The sequence below is a fragment of the Arthrobacter sp. B0316-1-20 genome, from assembly GCF_059091865.1.
Genome location: NZ_JBNHHC010000027.1, coordinates 1 through 17,541, shown reverse-complemented (window position 1 = coordinate 17,541; position 17,541 = coordinate 1). Strand labels below are relative to the sequence as shown.

Annotated in this window: 15 protein-coding genes; 8 read left to right on the top strand and 7 right to left on the bottom strand. The window is 66.2% G+C overall.

Annotated features, from left to right (window positions below; translation table 11 throughout):
- The first annotated feature begins 3 nt into the window (after positions 1-3).
- The 4 genes from AC5RW2_RS30010 to AC5RW2_RS29995 are packed head-to-tail and all read left to right on the top strand — an operon-like array spanning position 4 to position 4,477.
- Positions 4-621, top strand: a complete 618-nt coding sequence (locus tag AC5RW2_RS30010) for an ECF transporter S component (RefSeq protein ID WP_493963731.1) — start codon at positions 4-6, stop codon at positions 619-621.
- On the top strand, positions 611-2,332 hold the full coding sequence (locus AC5RW2_RS30005; protein WP_493963730.1) for an ABC transporter ATP-binding protein: 1,722 nt from the start codon (positions 611-613) through the stop codon (positions 2,330-2,332). The genes AC5RW2_RS30010 and AC5RW2_RS30005 overlap by 11 nt, the downstream gene beginning before the upstream one ends.
- Positions 2,329-3,144 carry an energy-coupling factor transporter transmembrane component T family protein gene (locus AC5RW2_RS30000; RefSeq protein ID WP_493963729.1) on the top strand — a complete coding sequence of 272 codons (816 nt, stop codon included), beginning with the start codon at positions 2,329-2,331 and terminating at the stop codon, positions 3,142-3,144. Before AC5RW2_RS30005 ends, AC5RW2_RS30000 begins: the two co-directional genes overlap by 4 nt.
- Positions 3,128-4,477 carry an NtaA/DmoA family FMN-dependent monooxygenase gene (locus tag AC5RW2_RS29995; RefSeq protein WP_493963728.1) on the top strand — a complete coding sequence of 450 codons (1,350 nt, stop codon included), beginning with the start codon at positions 3,128-3,130 and terminating at the stop codon, positions 4,475-4,477. The genes AC5RW2_RS30000 and AC5RW2_RS29995 overlap by 17 nt, the downstream gene beginning before the upstream one ends.
- A 115-nt stretch (positions 4,478-4,592) precedes the next feature.
- On the opposite strand, the gene AC5RW2_RS29990 is transcribed toward AC5RW2_RS29995, so the two are convergent.
- Both AC5RW2_RS29990 and AC5RW2_RS29985 read right to left on the bottom strand, forming a co-directional pair.
- Positions 4,593-5,420 (bottom strand): oxidoreductase, encoded by an 828-nt coding sequence (locus AC5RW2_RS29990; protein ID WP_493963727.1) that lies wholly within the window; start codon positions 5,418-5,420, stop codon positions 4,593-4,595.
- Between the two features lie 7 nt (positions 5,421-5,427).
- Complete coding sequence (locus AC5RW2_RS29985; protein WP_493963726.1) at positions 5,428-6,531, bottom strand: hypothetical protein; 1,104 nt, start codon at positions 6,529-6,531, stop codon at positions 5,428-5,430.
- A 358-nt stretch (positions 6,532-6,889) separates the two neighbouring features.
- Here AC5RW2_RS29985 and AC5RW2_RS29980 point away from each other — a divergent pair, with 358 nt between their 5' ends.
- Complete coding sequence (locus tag AC5RW2_RS29980) at positions 6,890-8,728, top strand: FAD-dependent oxidoreductase (protein ID WP_493963725.1); 1,839 nt, start codon at positions 6,890-6,892, stop codon at positions 8,726-8,728.
- A 118-nt stretch (positions 8,729-8,846) separates the two neighbouring features.
- Here the strand turns inward: AC5RW2_RS29980 and AC5RW2_RS29975 are convergent, their stop codons facing one another.
- Entirely contained in the window at positions 8,847-11,309 is a 2,463-nt protein-coding gene (locus AC5RW2_RS29975; RefSeq protein ID WP_493963724.1) for a hypothetical protein, read from the bottom strand.
- A 7-nt stretch (positions 11,310-11,316) separates the two neighbouring features.
- Positions 11,317-12,066, bottom strand: a complete 750-nt coding sequence (locus AC5RW2_RS29970; protein WP_493963723.1) for a peptidoglycan-binding protein — start codon at positions 12,064-12,066, stop codon at positions 11,317-11,319.
- A gap of 134 nt (positions 12,067-12,200) precedes the next feature.
- Between AC5RW2_RS29970 and AC5RW2_RS29965 the strand changes: the two genes are divergently transcribed.
- On the top strand, positions 12,201-12,929 hold the full coding sequence (locus AC5RW2_RS29965) for a hypothetical protein (protein ID WP_494074816.1): 729 nt from the start codon (positions 12,201-12,203) through the stop codon (positions 12,927-12,929).
- A 10-nt stretch (positions 12,930-12,939) separates the two neighbouring features.
- Here AC5RW2_RS29965 and dnaB read toward each other — a convergent pair whose 3' ends face one another.
- On the bottom strand, positions 12,940-14,307 hold the full coding sequence (gene dnaB, locus AC5RW2_RS29960) for a replicative DNA helicase (protein ID WP_493963721.1): 1,368 nt from the start codon (positions 14,305-14,307) through the stop codon (positions 12,940-12,942).
- 490 nt (positions 14,308-14,797) lie between these two features.
- On the opposite strand from dnaB, the gene AC5RW2_RS29955 reads away from it, so the two are divergent.
- Positions 14,798-15,505 (top strand): hypothetical protein, encoded by a 708-nt coding sequence (locus tag AC5RW2_RS29955; RefSeq protein ID WP_493963720.1) that lies wholly within the window; start codon positions 14,798-14,800, stop codon positions 15,503-15,505.
- A gap of 122 nt (positions 15,506-15,627) precedes the next feature.
- Positions 15,628-16,059: a DUF1801 domain-containing protein gene (locus AC5RW2_RS29950; protein WP_493963719.1), complete on the top strand. Its 432-nt coding sequence runs from the start codon at positions 15,628-15,630 to the stop codon at positions 16,057-16,059.
- A 72-nt stretch (positions 16,060-16,131) separates the two neighbouring features.
- Here the strand turns inward: AC5RW2_RS29950 and AC5RW2_RS29945 are convergent, their stop codons facing one another.
- Both AC5RW2_RS29945 and rplI read right to left on the bottom strand, forming a co-directional pair.
- The gene (locus AC5RW2_RS29945) at positions 16,132-16,971 is read right to left on the bottom strand and encodes a PhzF family phenazine biosynthesis protein (RefSeq protein WP_493963718.1); all 840 of its coding nucleotides are present in this window, start codon (positions 16,969-16,971) and stop codon (positions 16,132-16,134) included.
- A gap of 76 nt (positions 16,972-17,047) precedes the next feature.
- Positions 17,048-17,497, bottom strand: coding sequence for a 50S ribosomal protein L9 (rplI, locus tag AC5RW2_RS29940; RefSeq protein WP_493951687.1), 450 nt, complete (start codon positions 17,495-17,497; stop codon positions 17,048-17,050).
- Between the last annotated feature and the right edge of the window lie 44 nt (positions 17,498-17,541).

The following is a 17,541-nucleotide window of genomic DNA, read 5'->3' as shown; positions in this document are numbered from 1 at the left end:
CCCATGTCAACATCATCTGGTCCTGCCCGCACGCGGTCTTCCTGGAGCATGAAGGACCTGGTCCTGCTGGTCGTCCTCGGCGTCGTCTTCGGCTTCCTCTACTGGGTCTTCGTCCAGGCTTGGACTGCCCTCTCGCTCCTGATGGGGCCCGCCGGAGACCTCTCGCAGCACTTTCTGGCCGGCAGCTGGCTGCTGGTCGCGCCGATCGCCATTGCCATCGTCCAGCGCCCCTTTGCCGGCGTCATCGCCGAGGTCCTCGCCTCGGTGATCGAGGTCGTGTTCCTGGGCTCGGCGGTGGGCCCGATGCTGTTCATCGCGGCGGCCATCCAAGGCATCGGCAGCGAAATCCCGTTCGCGGCCACCCGCTACCGGTCCTACGGCTGGGCCACGTATGCCTTGTCCGGCCTGCTCGGTGCCGGCCTGGTCTTCTTCTATTCGGCGTTCCGCTCCGGCTGGTACGGCCAGGACCTGTTTTTCACCCGCCTGGTCATCCACCTGATTTCCGGGGTGGTTCTCGGCGGCCTGCTGGCAAAGCTGATCGTCGACGCCTTGACGAGGACGGGCGTCGTGGACAACTTCGCGATCGGGCGCACGCGTCTGGGCAAGGCCAATGCCCGCTGAACCTGCCCTGCTGCTCGACGACGTCTGCGTTGAGTTTCCCCGGCGGGAGTCCGCTGTGCTGCGCGGCGTCAGGCTGCGGCTGGAGCCTGGCGAGCACCTGATCGTGTTCGGGGCCTCGGGGTCCGGAAAGTCCACGCTGCTGCAGGCGATCACGGGGGTGGTTCCGCATACGGTGCTGTCCACGCTCACGGGCAGCGTGTCCGTGAGCGGGACGGCCACCACCGATGCATCCGTAGTCGAACTCTCGCGCCGTGTCGGCGTCCTCGCCCAGGACCCCTCCTCCAGCGTCTGCCTGCCGGACGTGGAACAGGAACTGGCCCTTCCGCTGGAGAACCGCGCCGTGCCCCCGGGACAGATATCGGCACGCATCGACCGCGCCCTCGCGGCGGTCGGTGCGGCCGGTCTGCGGCAGCGGCAGACGGGCCGGCTTTCCGGCGGAGAGAGCCAGCGCGTGGCGCTGGCAGCCAGCCTGATCGCCGAACCGGCGATCCTGCTGCTCGATGAGCCGACCTCCATGCTCGACCCGGCCGGCCTCACCGCCGTACGCCAGGCTATTGACGCTGCCGCAGCCTCCTATGGTCCGGCTGTGGTGCTGGTCGAACACCGGCTCGACGACTACGCCGGCCGGGCGGGAATTGCCGGGCTGCCGGGCCGGGCCCTCGTGCTCGGCGACGAAGGCCAGGTCCTGGCCGACGGCGCCACCGCGGCGGTGCTGGCCGGCAGCGCCGGCCGGCTCAATGCCCGCGGATGCTGGTTGCCGCTGGAAACGGAACTGCTGGCAGTCACCGGGCAGCCCGGCGGCTTGGATTCGCCCGACGTCTGCTCCGCGCTCCGCGCTCTGGCGCTACCCGACGACGACGGCGGCGCACCGGACGCGCCCGGTGCCGGCGACACGGTCCTCACCGCGGAGAATGTCTCCGTCTCACGCGGCGCCGGACGGAAGAAGCGCCGGCCCCGGCGCGCGGCCGGGGCGGAACCTGTCATCCTCAGAAACGTGGACGTCGAGCTCAGGCGCGGTGAGATCACTGCCCTGCTGGGAGCCAACGGAACGGGCAAAACGTCGTTGCTGCTCACCCTCGCAGGGCTCCTCCCGCCCGCCGAAGGAACGGTGCTCGGCGCCCGCCCCGGCATGGTGTTCCAGAACCCCGAACACCAGTTCGTGGCGCATACCGTTGCGGAGGAAGTCCGGCACGGACTACCCGATGCTCCGCCGGACTTCTTCAATCGGTTGTTGGAACAGCACCGGCTCACGCATTTGGCCGACCAGAGCCCCTTCCGGTTGTCCGGCGGCGAAAAGCGCCGCCTGAGCGTCGCCGCCATGCTGGCCCACGAACGGCCGTCCTTACTGGCGGACGAGCCGACGTTCGGCCTGGACCGAAGGGACACGATTGCCACCGCCAGCGCGTTCAAGCAGGCGGCGGCCGGCGGCAGCGCCATTCTCTTCTCCAGCCACGACCTGCGCACCGTTGCCTCGCTGGCCGACCGCGCCGTCGTTGTCGCCGAGCACACCGTGATTGCCGACGGCGCCGTCTTCGACGTCCTGCGTGATCCGGATGTCCTGGCGCGAGCCGGCCTCAGGCTACCGCCGCTGCTCGACTGGCTGCTCACCGAGTTCGATTCGGACCGCGAAATCCGCCGCGTCCTCGGCCGGCTGGATGCGGCAGTATCCGGCGGGGCTTCCGTGCAGCGCCTGGCCGGGAGCCGTGCATGACCGCCATATCCGCCGGAACACCGGGGTCCTTTGCCTCCGGCAGTGTCATGGCCCGGCGCAATCCCACGGTCAAGCTCGCGCTGTTGTTTGTCGTGTCGCTGGCGATGGTCTTCATTTTTGATCCGGTCACCCCGGCCGTGCTCTACGTCGTGGCCCTGGCCGCCGTCGTTGCTTCCACCCGCCTGCCCCTCAGAACGGTGGCACTGGGCCACGTTCCCTTCCTCGCCTTCGGTCTGGGCATCTTGATGGTCAACGCGCTCAGCCGCCCGGGTCACATCCTGTGGGAGGCCGGCCCGCTGCGGATCACCGCCGAAGGACTCTCCGTCGGCGGCTCCTTGGCCATGCGGACCCTGGTGATCGGCATTCTGGCCATCGGCTTCATCGCTTCCACCGACGGCGTGGCGCTGATGGGAAGCCTGCATCAACATGCCAGGCTCGGCTCCCGGATCACCTATGCCGTGCTGGCTGGCTACCGCATGCTGCAGGAGATGCCCCGGGAGTGGCAAACCATCCGGCAGGCCCACGCCGTCCGGGCGCAGCTCCGCCCGGACGGTTCCCTGCCCAGCGGCCTGACCGCCTACGCCCGTGCGGCCTTTGCCCTGCTCGTTGTCTCGGTGCGCAAAGGCGAACGGATGGCCCAGTCACTGGAATCCCGTGGACTCGGGCTGACGCCCCGGACCACCTGGCGGAAAATTCCCCTCACCCACACCGACTGGCTGATGGCGGCAGCCGTGCTGGCCGTGCTCGGCGGGATCCTGTACGCCAGCCACGTCCTGGGTTATTTGGAAGGATACGATGCGCTCTTCAGCTGACGGCATGCACCTGGTGGCGATGGTCAACCCGCCCACCAGCCAGTATTCGGAGAATTGGCGGCATCCACTCTCCCGGCAAGACTGGCTGAGCGCGGAGTTTTACCTCGATCTGGGACGGACGCTGGAACGAGGCTGCTTCGACATGCTGTTCCTGCCCGACGCCCTGGCCGTCCCGGAGGACAACACGGGCGACTTCGCCACGACGCTGGTCACCGGCGGCAAGGGCGCCATCTATCTCGACCCCCTGGTGACCCTGTCCCTGGTTGCCGGGGCGACCCGGCACCTGGGGTTGGCCGCGACCATCTCTACCACCTTCACTCCTGCTTACAGCATCGCCCGGAAGCTGCTCTCGCTGGATCACCTCTCCGGTGGACGGGTCGCTTGGAACATCGTCACCTCCACCACCGACGCCGAGGCCGCAAACTTCGGTCTGACCGCCATCCCGCCCAAGGTGGAGCGGTATGACCGGGCCGACGACGTCGTCCAGACCGTTGTTGACCTGTGGGAATCTTGGCAGCCCGGGGCCTTGACGCTGGACGGGCCCCGACGCCGGTTCGCGGATCCCGACCTGGTACACCGGATACCGGAACGGCCCCTTTCCGGCGGGAGCCGGCCGCTGAGCCGCGGGCCGATCACGCTGCCGCGCAGTCCACAGGGAAGGCCGGTGCTCATGCAGGCCGGATCCTCGCCGCGCGGCATGGAGTTCGCCGCCCGCTGGGCCGAGGTCGTGTTCGCCGTGGCCGACACACCAGACGCCATGCGGGCCGTGCGGAGCGAGCTCCGGGACCGGGCCTCGGCCGCCGGACGGAATCCGGATCGTCTGGCAGTACTTCCGGCGGTTCAGCCAATCACGGGTCCGACCCGGGCCGCCGCCTTTGCCACCGTGCAGGGTTTGGAAGCGGCACTGGACACGGAGGAAGTTCTGACTAAGCTGGGACGGCTCCTGCACGCGGCGTGGGAGGACCTCAACCCTGACGGCAGCGCCGAGGAATTATTGCTGGCCCACCGCGGCGCCACCGGCAGCGAGGGGTTCGAACAGATGCTGCTCGCTGCAGCCCGCCGTCAATCCATGACAGTCCGCGACCTTGCCAATGCCCAGGCCATGAACCAGCTGCATCCCCAGCCGGTCGGCGATCCGGCGGATATCGCTGACTACCTGTGCGAACTTTACGACTCGGAAGCGGCCGACGGTTTCGTGATCATGTCCGCGCTCTACCCGTCCTCCCTCGAAGAATTCGTCAATGGCGTGGTCCCGGAACTGCAGGCACGAGGCCGGTTCCGGTCCTCGTATTCGGGACGCACCCTGCGCGATCACTTGGGAGCCGCCCTATGAGGCAGCAAGCGCCAAACCGGCAGCGGTAACCGCACGCCCGCTGCGCCCCCGGAGGTCCGGCCTGTTGGCAGGTACCGGGCCACCAAGTGCTCGTCCCGTGGGTCCCAGGGCCCGCTCAGCGCTGGTACACCCGGGCGAGCACGGCGTCGAAGACCCGGTCCGGCAGCAGACGGCGAGCGCTCATGATGGTCCGCGCGCCCCGGCCCACGGGATACCGGCTGCGCGTGTGGCGCGCGGCCACTATGCGGGCAATCCGCTGGCCAACCACCTCCGGTCGCGTTCCCGTCCGTTCCGAATAGGCCGCAGAAACCGTCCGGGCCACGCTCTCAGCCTGCCGCTCGTAAGCTGTCCCCTCCGAGCTCTGCAGGAGGCTGTTCACCGCGATCGAGCTCCACTCGGTCAGGATGGGCCCGGGCTCGATGATCACCACGTCAATGCCGAAGGGTTTGAGCTCAACCCGGAGACTGTCGGACAGACCTTCCACCGCGAATTTGGCGGCGTGATACCAGCCGGCGAGCGGCTCGTAGAACACGCCGCCGATCGAGGACACGTTGATGATCCGGCCGCTCCCCTGCGCGCGCATGGCCGGGGCTGCCAATTGAATCAGCCGCCCCATCCCGAACACGTTCACTTCGAACTGCTGCCGAGCATCATCCAGCGGCACGTCCTCAACAGAGCCGTAGGACGCGTAGCCCGCATTGTTGACCAGCACGTCCAAGCGCCCCTGTTCCGACAGGATCCGCTCCACCCCGCCGACCATGGACGCGTCGTCGGTCAAATCCATGCCGACGACGCGGACCCCGTACCCTTCCAGCGGACGCATCCGCTCCAGCCGGCGCGCTGCCGCGTAGACCGTGAAGCCGCGGCCCGCCAACTCGCGGCAGGTATGTTCGCCGATTCCGGAGGATGCCCCGGTCACCAGTGCCACTTTGTCCCGCGCCATTACTCCCTCACTTCTCCAAGGCGACGACGACGGCGGCGCTCGCCTCGGCGGGCAAGGTCCGGGCGGTGCCGTCCGGCCCAAAGAGCCGCTGGCAGCCATCGATTTCTGCCGTCAGCGGTGCACCGACGTCCAGCCCGTCGGCAACCGGCCACAAGACAACGAACTCCGCCGCCTTTTCGTCGCATTTGGCGGCCGGCGTGTCAGTGGCCGCCGCCTCTAAGACGGCATTCTTGGCCGACCCGTCGAGACTGCCTCCTCCTACAAACTCTCCGGTGAATACCTCCGTGCCTGAAGACTCCAGCTCCGCGTTCGTGCCGGTGGTCGGCGCCGCGGTGGCGTCGGGGCGGTCCACGCTGTAGTGGCAGATCCTGAGCGAGTCCACCTCGCTGACCTCGGGAACCAGGCCTGCGGATCCGGAGACCGTGGCACCGGTGCCCTCCGCGTCTAGGTCCGGGGCGGGCATCGGCGCCACAGCGATTCCGGCCGCCACCGGTTCCTTCCATTCCGCCTGGCAGTTCGCGTCCAGTGCCGCCCTCGGTTGGATGAGTTCCATCTTGTGCTGTGTCGACTCGGCCACAGTCATGCCGCCAAGGACCTCGCGCACGCCTGACTTCGTCTTACCGCAGGAATTCGTCGGCCATGCCGCGCGCATGGCCTGGCCTTGGGCATTCACCAGCCAGAGATCCGGGACCAGTTCCATGTCCGCGGTGCAGGCTTGGTTCGCCCTCGGCTGGTCGCTTGGCTGGGCCAGGGCGTTCACCAGCGCGACCATGTCCCCGGCGAGTCGTTCCTCCGTGACGGCTGACCAGAGGCCGTCGTCGTCTTCGACGGTGGCCACCATGGCATCGCAGCGGATCACTTCGACGGGCACGAATGCTTCGGGCACACTTCCGGCCGCTGGTGGCGGAGACACGGAGGGACTTCCTGGCTCCACGATGTGCTGCGCTGTTGTGCAGTCGACGGCGTCGACCAGCTCGGCCTCGGGCCGTGATCCTTGTCCGGCCCCGCCGGGCAGCTGTCCGCAGGCGGCCAAGCCGACCATCGTCAGCAGCGCCGCGATGACCTGACTGGGCTCCGGTTTTCGCCGTCCGGGCCGCTGCAACTTCTCCACCCCGCCAGTCCCCTCGTCCCTGTCGATGCCGTCAGTGTAACGGCCGCCCAGACTCTTGCCTCCTACGCGGCGCGTCTTCGGCCGATTGGCTGCGGGAAAATTCCTGTGCGAGGGTGCTAGGAGGGCGGCCAATCGCCTTCAATGTTTCCCGTCCGCGGGATTGGACCGCGGTGCGCACGCGCTAAAAAGCGACGTGGCACGGCAGGGGTGATTTCCCCAGCAGCGGAATAAAGTTGATGAGTCAACTAAATCGGATAAGGTATATGCATCTGCATGTACCTGTTGCGGTGAGGGGAAACGGCCCCGGCACCGCCACGCGACAAGGCCGCCTGCGGAACCAACAGCAAGGAGGAAAATCGTGGTTGATCGTTCAACTCTTCACTCAGGCTCCATCGGGACAGTTTCCCAAAAGGGCATCCCGGACGAGGTGGACGTAGTGGTCGTCGGCTCCGGCGGAGCAGGCCTGATGGCCGCGCTCACCGCCGCCAGGGAAGGTGCACGAGTTCTCGTAGTCGAGTCCCGGGAACTTGTTGGCGGCGCCACCGGCATCTCTGCGGGTGCCGCTTGGATCCCCAACCACGGCTTCTCCACTAAGGACCTGAAGGTTAAGGACAGTTTGGATCAGGCCCGGCGCTACATCTACGGCCAGGGCCGCGACCAGGTCCTCGACCACGACTTGGTAGAGAAATTCCTGGAAGCCGGGCCCCACGTTGCACGCTTCATCGAAGAGCACACCTCCTTTGGATGGATTCCGACCATCTGGCCGGACTACCGTTCGGATATTGACGGCGCATCGGTCGGCCGGGCGCTCTTCCCTGGCCCCTACTCCCCCGAGGGCTTGGGGGAGGCGGCAAAGTACGTTCGGCCGGCCCTGACAACCGGCATGGCCAAAAACCCGCTCCCGTTCTGGCTGCTGGGCGGGATCGGCATCGATGACGTCTGGCTGGCCGGACCGGCCTTGGTCGGCGCCCTGCTCGAGGGCAGCCTACGCAACGGCGTCGACGTACGTGTCGAAGCGCCTGCAGTCCGACTGGTCACGGATGAGTCTGGCGTGCGGGGCATCGTCGTGCGAGCCGAGGGTGCCGAGCACACGGTGCGCGCGAACAAGGGCGTCCTGCTGGCCAGTGGTGGGTTTGAGAGCTCGGACGAGGTCACCGCGAAGTACCTCGAGGCGCCCTTCGGCGTGCAGGTTTCGCCCAAGGGCCACGATGGCATCGCGGTCCAGTTGGCCAATGAGGTTGGCGCTGACTTGACCGGGATGGAGGACGCCTGGTGGATGCCCGGCGTGCAGTTGCCCGGTGAGGAACTGGAGGGTCAGCCGCTCAGTCGCGTTTTCTTGGGCGAGCGTGCGCTGCCGCACAGCATCATGGTGAACAGCAAGGGCGAGCGTTTCGCTAACGAGGCTCTGGCGTACGACCAGTTCGGCCAGATCATGCGCGAGGTCGACCCGGAGACGGGCACCATGCCCAATGCCACCGCGTGGCTGATCTTCGACCAGAATTACTGGGAGAAGTTCGGGATCTTCGGCGTTACGCCGGGCGGGGAGGTGCCCGAGTACCTCCACCGCGCCGATACCCTGTCCGCACTGGCTGCCAAGATCGGCGTCGACGAGGTGGGACTGCTCCGCACCGTCGACCGGTTCAACCCCGAGGCCGCACGAGGCCGCGACCCACAGTTCAACCGCGGTGACACCATGTTCGACCGGTATTTCGGTGCCTACTACCCACGGCTGGGCAAGAACTCGCCCGACGCACGCTTCCCCGCCGCCACCGCAAAGGCCAGAGTGCTCATCGCCAAGGCTGTCGGTCCGATCGCGAGCAAGCTCGCGGGACGCGTGGCAAAGAAGAACGATCCCGAGCGTCTGCGTTCCTTCGTGGTCCGGCCCCTGGCGAAAATCATCCGCCCGGTGCTGAAGAGTCCGAAGTCGAGCGTGCTGGGACCGGTCGACACCGCACCCTTCTACGCGCTCAAGGTTGAGGCCAGCGCACTCGGCACTGTCGGCGGTCCGAAGACCGACGCAGGCGGGCGCGCCCTGAACACCGAGGGCGAAGTCATCCCTGGCCTCTACGCCGCCGGCAATGCAGGCGGCGCTCCCACCAAGGGGTTCTACGGAGGCGCCGGCGGAACGATCTCGCTCGGACTGGTGTTCGGCTACCTTGCCGGACTCGAAGCAGCCCGGCGGTCGGACGACGCGTAAGGATCATGTCGGTGGTGACCTCGACCGTCGAGACGACGGTCGAGGTCGCTCCTCACGGACTAGTGTCGCTGCGCGGTAACCGCATGACCCGTCGTGTCCGCGGCCCGCAAGTAGCCGGTTATCCGCTAGGCGCCGGTGCCGGCTGATCAGCCGGGGTGGGTGCGGGGGCGGGCTCTTGCTCGGGCGCCGGTGCCGGCTCCGGTGTGCTGGTGGTTGTCGGTGCCGGTTGCGGCTCGCCGCCGGTATCCACCGGAGGCGTTGCATCCGCTGGCGCGTTCGGGTCGGAGGTGCCCGGTTCCGGCGCCATGGTGGTCGACTCGGGCGCCGGTTGAGGCTCCCCGTCTGCTCCCTGCTCCGAGGTCGGCCGGGTATCGGCTTCCGTGTCGGAGCCTGCGTCGGTGTTGTTGTCACTGAGCGCGGCATCCTGCTCGATGATGCCGAGAATGCGCGTCTTGTAGTCGTTTAGCCGGGCTTGGATTTCGTTCAGGGGAACATCTTCGAGCGATCGTCCGTAAGCTGCTATCTCTTCCCACAGGGTTTCCAACTGGGCCATGCCGGCGTCGCTGAGCGGACCGTCGAGGGTGAGGACAAGCTGGCTGGCCAGGGCGTAGGTGAGGCATTCGACGCAGTTGTAGTTAGCTGCAGCCGAAAGATTTTGTGGGACCACGACGTCGGCCTGTCCGAGGACCAGAACAACTTGGAAGCCGACGGCGACGGCGGTGCAGCCCCGGCAGGAAGCGAAGGCGTAGGCCTCGTTGGTGGCGTCGACCGGTCCATCGTCGGCCCAGACAAGCGCGAAGGCGACATCGTAAACAACGGATCCGTCCTCGGTGTTGACGGCGAGGGCCTGGTTTCCGTCCTCCTCGGGCGCCAGCGGTCGGTCGAAGGGGAAAACCCAGGCCGGGGTCGTGTTTCCGGCGCCAGTTTCAGCAACGGTGCCGGACCCGCCGTCGTTCGCTGCATTCTTACTGGTGTCTGCGGTGGCGGTCCCGCGGGGGACGAGAACCATCGCCAGCCGCGGGTTCTCCGCTGTCGGCAGGTCAGTTCCGGACGGCCACGCCGCCACCGTTTGGCCTGAGCTGCCGTCGGCCAGTCCCACCGGGGAAACCGGGGCAAAGGACGCTGCTGCATCGAACAGGGTGCCGCGTTCGTAGGGCTGCACCGGGCGGTAGGCCCCGTCATCGGGCCACCAGGCCCAGGCCAAGCCGGCGAACACGGCGGCGGCAGCGGCGACGGCGGTGACCTGTCGAAGCGGCCGGCCGCGGGCTTTCATCCAGACCGCGGTGCCGAGCTGACGGGCCACGCGCGCCAGAATGTAGGCAATGCCGAGAATGGGAAGGGCGACGGCGGTGATGGCCAGGACACGCACAGCCATGCCGGCTATATCGCCGTCCGAACCGGCCTCTGCCAGCAGCCTCTGTTGTTCCATGATGCTGGCCCACGCCGTTCCCAGCACACGGGGAAGCGAGACCACCATCATGAAGAGGCAGAACAGGAGCAGCGGCACCGTGGCCAGAACCCACGCGGTCACGACGGCCCTGGCCCAGGGTTTGAGCATCTTGGATTCGGGGTCGGACCACCGCCAAGGCAGCAGTCCCAGCAGCGTGGGCTTGATCCGTTGGAACAGGTCGGGGACGCCGGTAGCGTCGGCGAGGATGTGGTACCCGTCGAAGCGGACCAGCGGCAGCAACTGGCGCACCATTTGCAGGATCTGGGTCACCACAACCAGCAGCAGCGCATCGAATCCCGTGAGCCACCAGACGCCCATCGTGCCCACTACGACGATGGCGTTGAAGTACAGGCCGCCAAGGTCCGTGCGGATCCGGCCGCCGCGTCCCAGCCGGTAGGAGTCAGTGACGTCTGTGTAGAAGGCGGGCCAGATTAGGTACAGGCCGACGCCCATGGCTCCCGGGGTAGCGCCGCCGCGGCGGGCCGCGGCGGCGTGGCCGAACTCGTGGAAGCCGGCCGAAAGGATGGTGATGGCAAAAACCAGAAGCAGCAGCCCCGGGTTGGCGAAGGCTTCGTGCGTAGCTGAGCCCAGGCCCTTGACCAAAAGCACCCACCAGCACGCCACCAGGAAGGCCGCGGTAACGGGCAACGCGATCAGGGGATGGAACAGTGCGGCGAACGGAGCCGTCAGCTTCCGGGTCCGCTCCGGATCCGTGACCGTGTAGCGGAAGCGCATGCCCAGCAGCGGACTGGCTATTTTGACCTCGGGTTCTGAGCCGTCCGCAAGCTGCAGCAGGCCCAGCGGCAGCAACTGTTTTTTAATCAGAGTCTGCACGTTTTCGGCAGTGATCAGCCGGCCGGACTTGTTGCCGGCATAATCCGCGATGTGGCCGAGGCTGCGGGTACCGTCCACTCCTTCCAGCACTGCATACAGCAGTGGCGTGAGCTGGAGTGTTTGCCCGTCCGCGCGCCGGACCAGCGCGGGCGGTTCGCGGTAGCCGGACCCCTGCGCCAAACCGAGGAGTTGCACGCCGTCGGCCAGCGCCGGGACTTCAATGGACGGGGGCGCCGCCGACCGGTCTCCGGGAAGCGGGCCACCCAAGGCAGGTGGCCCGCTCGGATTCATGCTCATTCAGGGATTATTGTTCTAGGTCGGACTGCTGGCCGGCATTGGCCTCGGCGGCACCGTCGATCTGCTGGGTGATGATGGCGTCCTGCTGCGCCACCGCGGTCGCTTGGCTGTCGATCGAACCGATATTTGCGGCAACCGCTGCGTCAATCGGCGCGGCAACGTTGGCGTTGGCCGCCACAGCGCCATTGATGGGCGCGGCAATATCGGCGTCCGCGTCCAAGTTGACGTTGACATTGAGCAGGTTCCCGTCCAGCATCGACCCGAGGTTATCCGTGGCCTGTCCGGCGACGGGCAGCGTGCCGTCCGGCAGCAGCGCCGGGCCAGTGCTTGCCGCACCGCTGACGCCCTCCTGCGGCAGCCCGGAAGCACCGGCGGCGGCGTCCGTCCCGGCTCCGGGGCCAGCAGTTGTCTCGGTACCGTCTACGGTGTCGTTGCTCTGGTCGATGTTGCTGTCCTGCGCGGACTCAGCCGTTGCATCGGCCGCAATGCCCTGGTCGATGATGACTCCCTGATCGGACAGGGCCTGCGCGGTGGAGCCGTCCGAGAGGACGTTGGCCGAGGCTGCGGCATCGATGGGGGCCGCGACATTGGCGTTCGCCGCGACGGCTAGGTCGATAGGCGCGGCCGCATCGATGGCGAGGTCGAGATCAGCATTCAGGTCGAGAATGGACGCGACCTCCTTATCCGGTAGCGCGGTCCCTGACTGGGCTTCAAGTTCTTCCGGCGACAGCGGTGTGGGTCCGTTTTCGTTGCTCATCTAAATCTCCGTCTCCGGCGCTTGGCGCCATCTGTTCCAACAGGTGGTCGAAAGATGTCGATTCTTGTCAATGGCCCGGCGGCACCGGGCCCTCGTCGTCAGCCCTTCCTCTGCACTCGATGAAAAGCATACTGATGAATCATTCCATCGGGAAGCCATTCAGAAGTTATTGCTTCGCAACATCGCAATCCCCTGGCGTGGCCAATTCCGCAGTTAGCGTGAAACAGACGTTGATACACGACAGGCTTGGAGAGACGATGCGCAAGGTGGCCACTCTGACAGCTGCTGTCGCCCTGATGCTGCCGCTGGCTGGTTGCGGCAACGGTCTAAAGCCGGAGGCTTCCGCACCGGAGACTCCGGCAGGAGCCGCCCGTGAAGCTGCGACGGAGTCCGGGGCGTTGCCAGCATCTACAACTGCCGTCCCGGCTTCCAGCCCCCCGCTGGAGACCCTGGTCGACGACTTGGGCTTCGTCAGCCTCAAGGACATCCCCGCGTTCTATCTGGCGGCGGTCGAGAGCTTTCCCCACGCCCTTCCCGCAGGTACGGACTGGCCTGCAACTATTCCCAAGGGCTACAACGACCCTCACGGCCTGTACGAGGCCGACTCGCTCGGCGAGACGATCGCCTCCACGTACTGGCACTGCGCCTGGAAGGGAGAGTTCTTGGACGCCCACGAAAGCAACGACCAGAGCCGGCAAGCGGCGGCCCTTGCCATGCTCGATATTTGGGTTTCCGATCCCTACTTCACGGAAAACTTTGAAGACCCCGAGCAGGGCTGGAAAAGCCATGTCCTCGATCCAGCCAGAAACGGCGATCTCCTACCGATGAAGCGCGAACACTGGAACTGCCCGACGCCGGACTGAGTACCGACGACTAGCCGTGTTCAACCGCCATGTTGGCGAAGCGGGAGTAGTGGCCCTGGAAGCCGACCACGATGGTTTTGGTCGGGCCGTTACGGTGCTTGGCCACGATGACGTCAGCTTCGCCCGCGCGCGGGGATTCCTTGTCGTAGATGTCCTCGCGGTGGAGCAGGATGACCATGTCCGCATCCTGCTCGATCGAGCCGGATTCACGCAGGTCCGAGACCATCGGCTTCTTGTCGGTACGCTGCTCGGAACCGCGGTTCAGCTGCGAGAGAGCGATGACCGGGACTTCGAGTTCCTTGGCCAGCAGCTTGAGCGCACGGGAGAACTCCGAGACTTCCTGCTGGCGGGATTCAACGCGCTTGCCGGAGGACATCAGCTGGAGGTAGTCCAGCACCACCAGCTTCAGGTCGTGCCGCTGCTTGAGCCGCCGGCACTTGGCGCGGATCTCCATCAGCGACATGTTCGGGCTGTCGTCGATAAACAGCGGGGCGTCATTCATCCGGCCCATGGTGGTGGCGATCTTGCCCCACTGCTCGTCCTTGATGGTTCCCTTGCGGAGGTCCTGCAGTCCGATGGTGGCCTCTGCGGAGAGCAGGCGCATGGCGATCTCGTTCCGGCCCATTTCCAGGGAGAAGAAGACAGTGGTCATGTTGTTCTTGATTGCTGCCGAGCGCGCAAAATCCAGTGCGAAGGTGGATTTGCCCACTGCCGGCCGGGCCGCGATGACAATCATCTGGCCACCGTGCAGACCCTGGGTGAGTTCGTCGAGTTCATAGAAGCCGGTGGGCACACCGGTCATGCCTTCGCCGCGGTGGCCGGCGGATTCGATCTCATCCACGGTGCCTTCGATGATGTCCTTCAAGGGGACATAGTCTTCGGCGGCGCGACGCTCGGCGACGGCGTAGATCTCGGCCTGGGCCTGATTGACGATGGCATCGACTTCGCCATCCTGGGAATACCCCAGTTGGACAATTTTGGTGCCGGCGTCGACCAAGCGGCGGAGCACTGCGCGTTCGCGGACGATCTCCGCATAGAAGCCCGCATTGGCGGCTGTGGGCACGGACTGGATCAGCGTGTGCAGGTAGGCGGGACCGCCGATGCGGGAAATTTCGCCCCGCTTGGTCAGCAGGTCGGAGACGGTGACCGCGTCCGCCGGTTCGCCACGGCCGTAGAGGTCGATGATGGCTTCGTAGATGCTCTCGTGGGCAGGGCGGTAGAAGTCCACGCCGCGGAGCACTTCAACGCAGTCGGCAATGGCGTCCTTGGACAGCATCATGCCGCCCAGCACTGACTGCTCGGCCACCAGGTCCTGCGGCGGAGTGCGTCCGAATTCGGAATCCCGACCTGTTGCCGAATCCGCGTGCGCTAACGACACCGCTGCCTGCTTTCTTTGTTCCTCGAACGGGTACCGCACCCCTTCTGGTCCAGAACTATCAGGCGGTTCGGACAGTTGCTCGAACCGCCGGAAGGGCGCGCAGGACTACAGCCCGGACGCGGACTGATCAGTGGGATACTCCGCAACGGTAGCCCCCTTCCCGGCTTCCACCAAGCGACTTATCCACTGCCCCTGTGGATAAAATGTGGATTCACAGGCGTGTCTTGTGCACAGGCTGTGCGTAGAGCTGTGGATATTAAACTTAACTCGCGAGTAACGTGCCTCTGACCTGCATAAACGTTGTTCAGGGTCTGTGGATGAAAAGTATTTTCCTGTGAATTATGCCCAGTTTTTGGCGGTTGACAGATCGGAAATTGCAGCGTAGCCAAAAGTTATCCACTGGTTATCCACAGTGTGAATTACATCGGTGTTATCCCCCTCGCCCGGCGAAACGGGAAGGTGCAACGCGGGCGGGACGTAGGATTCAAGTATGGAATTTGTGGTGCCGCTGCTGATCGTCGTACTGGTCATCGCGATCGGACTGGTCATCGTGCGTCATGCGGCGCGGAACAAAACCAGCCGCGCCGGACAAGTACGCAGGTCGCCGGAGCAACCGGCACCGGCAACATCCAAGGAAGCTGCCGCCGCGGCCAGCGCCCGGCTGAACCAGCAGCAACACACAGCGATCTATGCGCTAATCGCGCAAGGACAGGCCCTCTCCGCCATCCGGGAGTATCGCAATGCCACCGGAGCGGGACTCCGGGAGGCAACCGGGGCTGTCGCCCAAATGTCGGCACACCCGCAGCCCTACAAGGCCTCCCCAGAAGATCTCCCTACACTCAGGCCTGCGGATGAGGAGCCAAGGGAGACAGCACCGGAACAGCGGCAAGAGGAGTCGGAGACCCGACAGACTCCCCCCGTACCGGCCCAGGCGGAGGATGCCCCGCCGCAAGAGCCGTCTCCCGCCGCACGGACCACGCCGACGGGATACCGCTACCGGGCCATTGTGTCCAAAGGCGACACCGTCCGGGAAATCGCCAGCACGCGCCTGAACGACGACGTCTATGACCGAATCCGCACCGCGGCTCTCGGCGGCGACCGGGAAGATGCTGTTCGCCTGCTTCTGGACCATTCCGAAGCCACCGAGGCGGACGCGCGCGAGTTTGTGGATCTGATCGGACCCGAAGACGAGGCCTAGCGGCAGAGCCGGGTGGCGCGTCCGGGCCGGGCGGCGCCGTCAGAGCGGGCGGCGCGTCAGGGCCGGGCGGCGCGGTCGTCCGGCGCTGGCAACCCCTCCGGCCTTCTGCGAGACTTCATCCCATGGCCGAGAATAAGACCGCGCCCACGGACGTTTCCGTCGAGGCATTCCTGGCGTCCGTGGAACACCCAGTCCGCCGTCAGGACGCAGAGACGGTCTTGGAGCTGATGCGGAACATCACCGGGCAGGACCCCGTCATGTGGGGGCCGTCGATCATCGGATTCGGCAGCTACCACTACAAGTACGCGAGCGGACGCGAAGGTGACGCTGCCGCCGTCGGCTTCTCCCCCAGGAAGGGCAGTCTGGCCCTGTACGGACTGACCTACGCGCCGGAGTCCGCACCGTTGCTGGCACGCTTGGGCAAGCACAAGACCAGTGTCGCCTGCCTTTACGTTAACAAGCTGGCAGACATCGACCTCGACGTGTTCAAGGAACTGATTGAGCTCGGCTACCGGACCATCACGGCGGCGGACCCGGAATCCTTCCAGAGCTGACCTGACGTACGGTGGTTTGCTGTTGGCGGCTGCTGGTCTTCGCCGGCCAACTGTTCGCCGGTGCCGGCAGGCTCAGAGGTCGACGGTTCCGGTGATCAGCGTTTGCACGTCCCCGCCGATCCAGATCTCGTCACCGTCTGCATCCACATACAACCGGGCGTCGCGCCCCAGCGCCGTTCCCTGCCGGACGGTGTAGCTTGCCGGCGCTTCGTTTTCGCCGATCAGCCACTGGGCCAGGGCGGCGTTCAGACTGCCGGTCGCCGGGTCTTCGGCCGGCAGCTCCTCGAAGCCCATCAGTCCGCGGACCTCGAAGTCGGGCCCGGTGCCCCCGGCGTGGGCACCGACCAGGCCGACGCCGAACGGGGACAGCGCCGGATAGTCGGGCACCACTTCGAGAACCGCCTGGGCGTCCCGCAACTGCAGCGCCTGCCACTGCGGACCGTTGTCGGCCCACTGGTGGCGCAGCACGTCGCCGCGGGCAAGCCCCAGCGCCGCACAGATCTTGGCGACGTTCTCCTCCGGCAGCGGGCCGGTGCGCCGCCGCGGCGGGGCTGCGAAAGCCAGCCGTCCGCCGTCGTTCTTCACCTTCACCAGGCCGGCGGCACATTCCTGAATGATCACGCCATCAGCCTGTGGCTGCCCGCCGGCGGCGAGCCAGACCGCGGCGGTGCCCAGCGTGGGATGTCCGGCAAAAGGGAGCTCTCCGCTGGGCGTGAAGATCCTGACGCGGTAGTCGGCTTCCAGGCTGTCGGGCGGCAACAGGAAAGTGGTCTCGGACAGGTTGGTCCAGTTGGCGAAGCGCTGCATCTGCTCGCCGTCAAGCGTCTCGGCTCCGGAGACCACGGCCAGCGGGTTGCCGGTGCAGGGTCCGGTGGCGAAGACGTCCACTTGGCTGAACTGGTGTGTGCTCATGGGTTACAGCGTAGCGGGCGTTAAACACAGCAGGCCGGGCCCTCGACGGACCCGGCCTGCTGTGTCAGTGAGGCTGTTAGCCAGCAACGACCTTCAGGTCGATGACTGCGGAGACCTCTTCGTGCAGACGCACGGTTGCCTGGTAGTCGCCCACCGACTTGATGTGCTCGGTCAGCTCGACCTTGCGCTTGTCGATGGCGCCGAGGCCGGCGGCCTCGACAGCGGAAGCAACGTCGGACTGCTTGACCGTGCCGAACAGACGGCCGGACTCGCCGGCCTTGACGGTCAGCGTGACCGGCTTGCCGGACAGCTTGGCTGCGAGCTGCTGTGCGTCTTCCAGGGAAGCGATCTCGCGAGCGGCACGCGCGGCCTTGATGGACTGCACCTGCTTCTCGCCGCCCTTGGTCCAGGTCAGGGCGAAGCCGCGGGGCAGAAGGTAGTTACGGGCGTAACCGTTCTTTACCTCGACGACGTCGCCAGCAGTGCCGAGACCGGTCACTTCGTGGGTCAGAATGAGCTTTGCCATGTCAGTACTCTCTCCTCTTCGCTTCGCTTAGCCGCGGCCAGCGC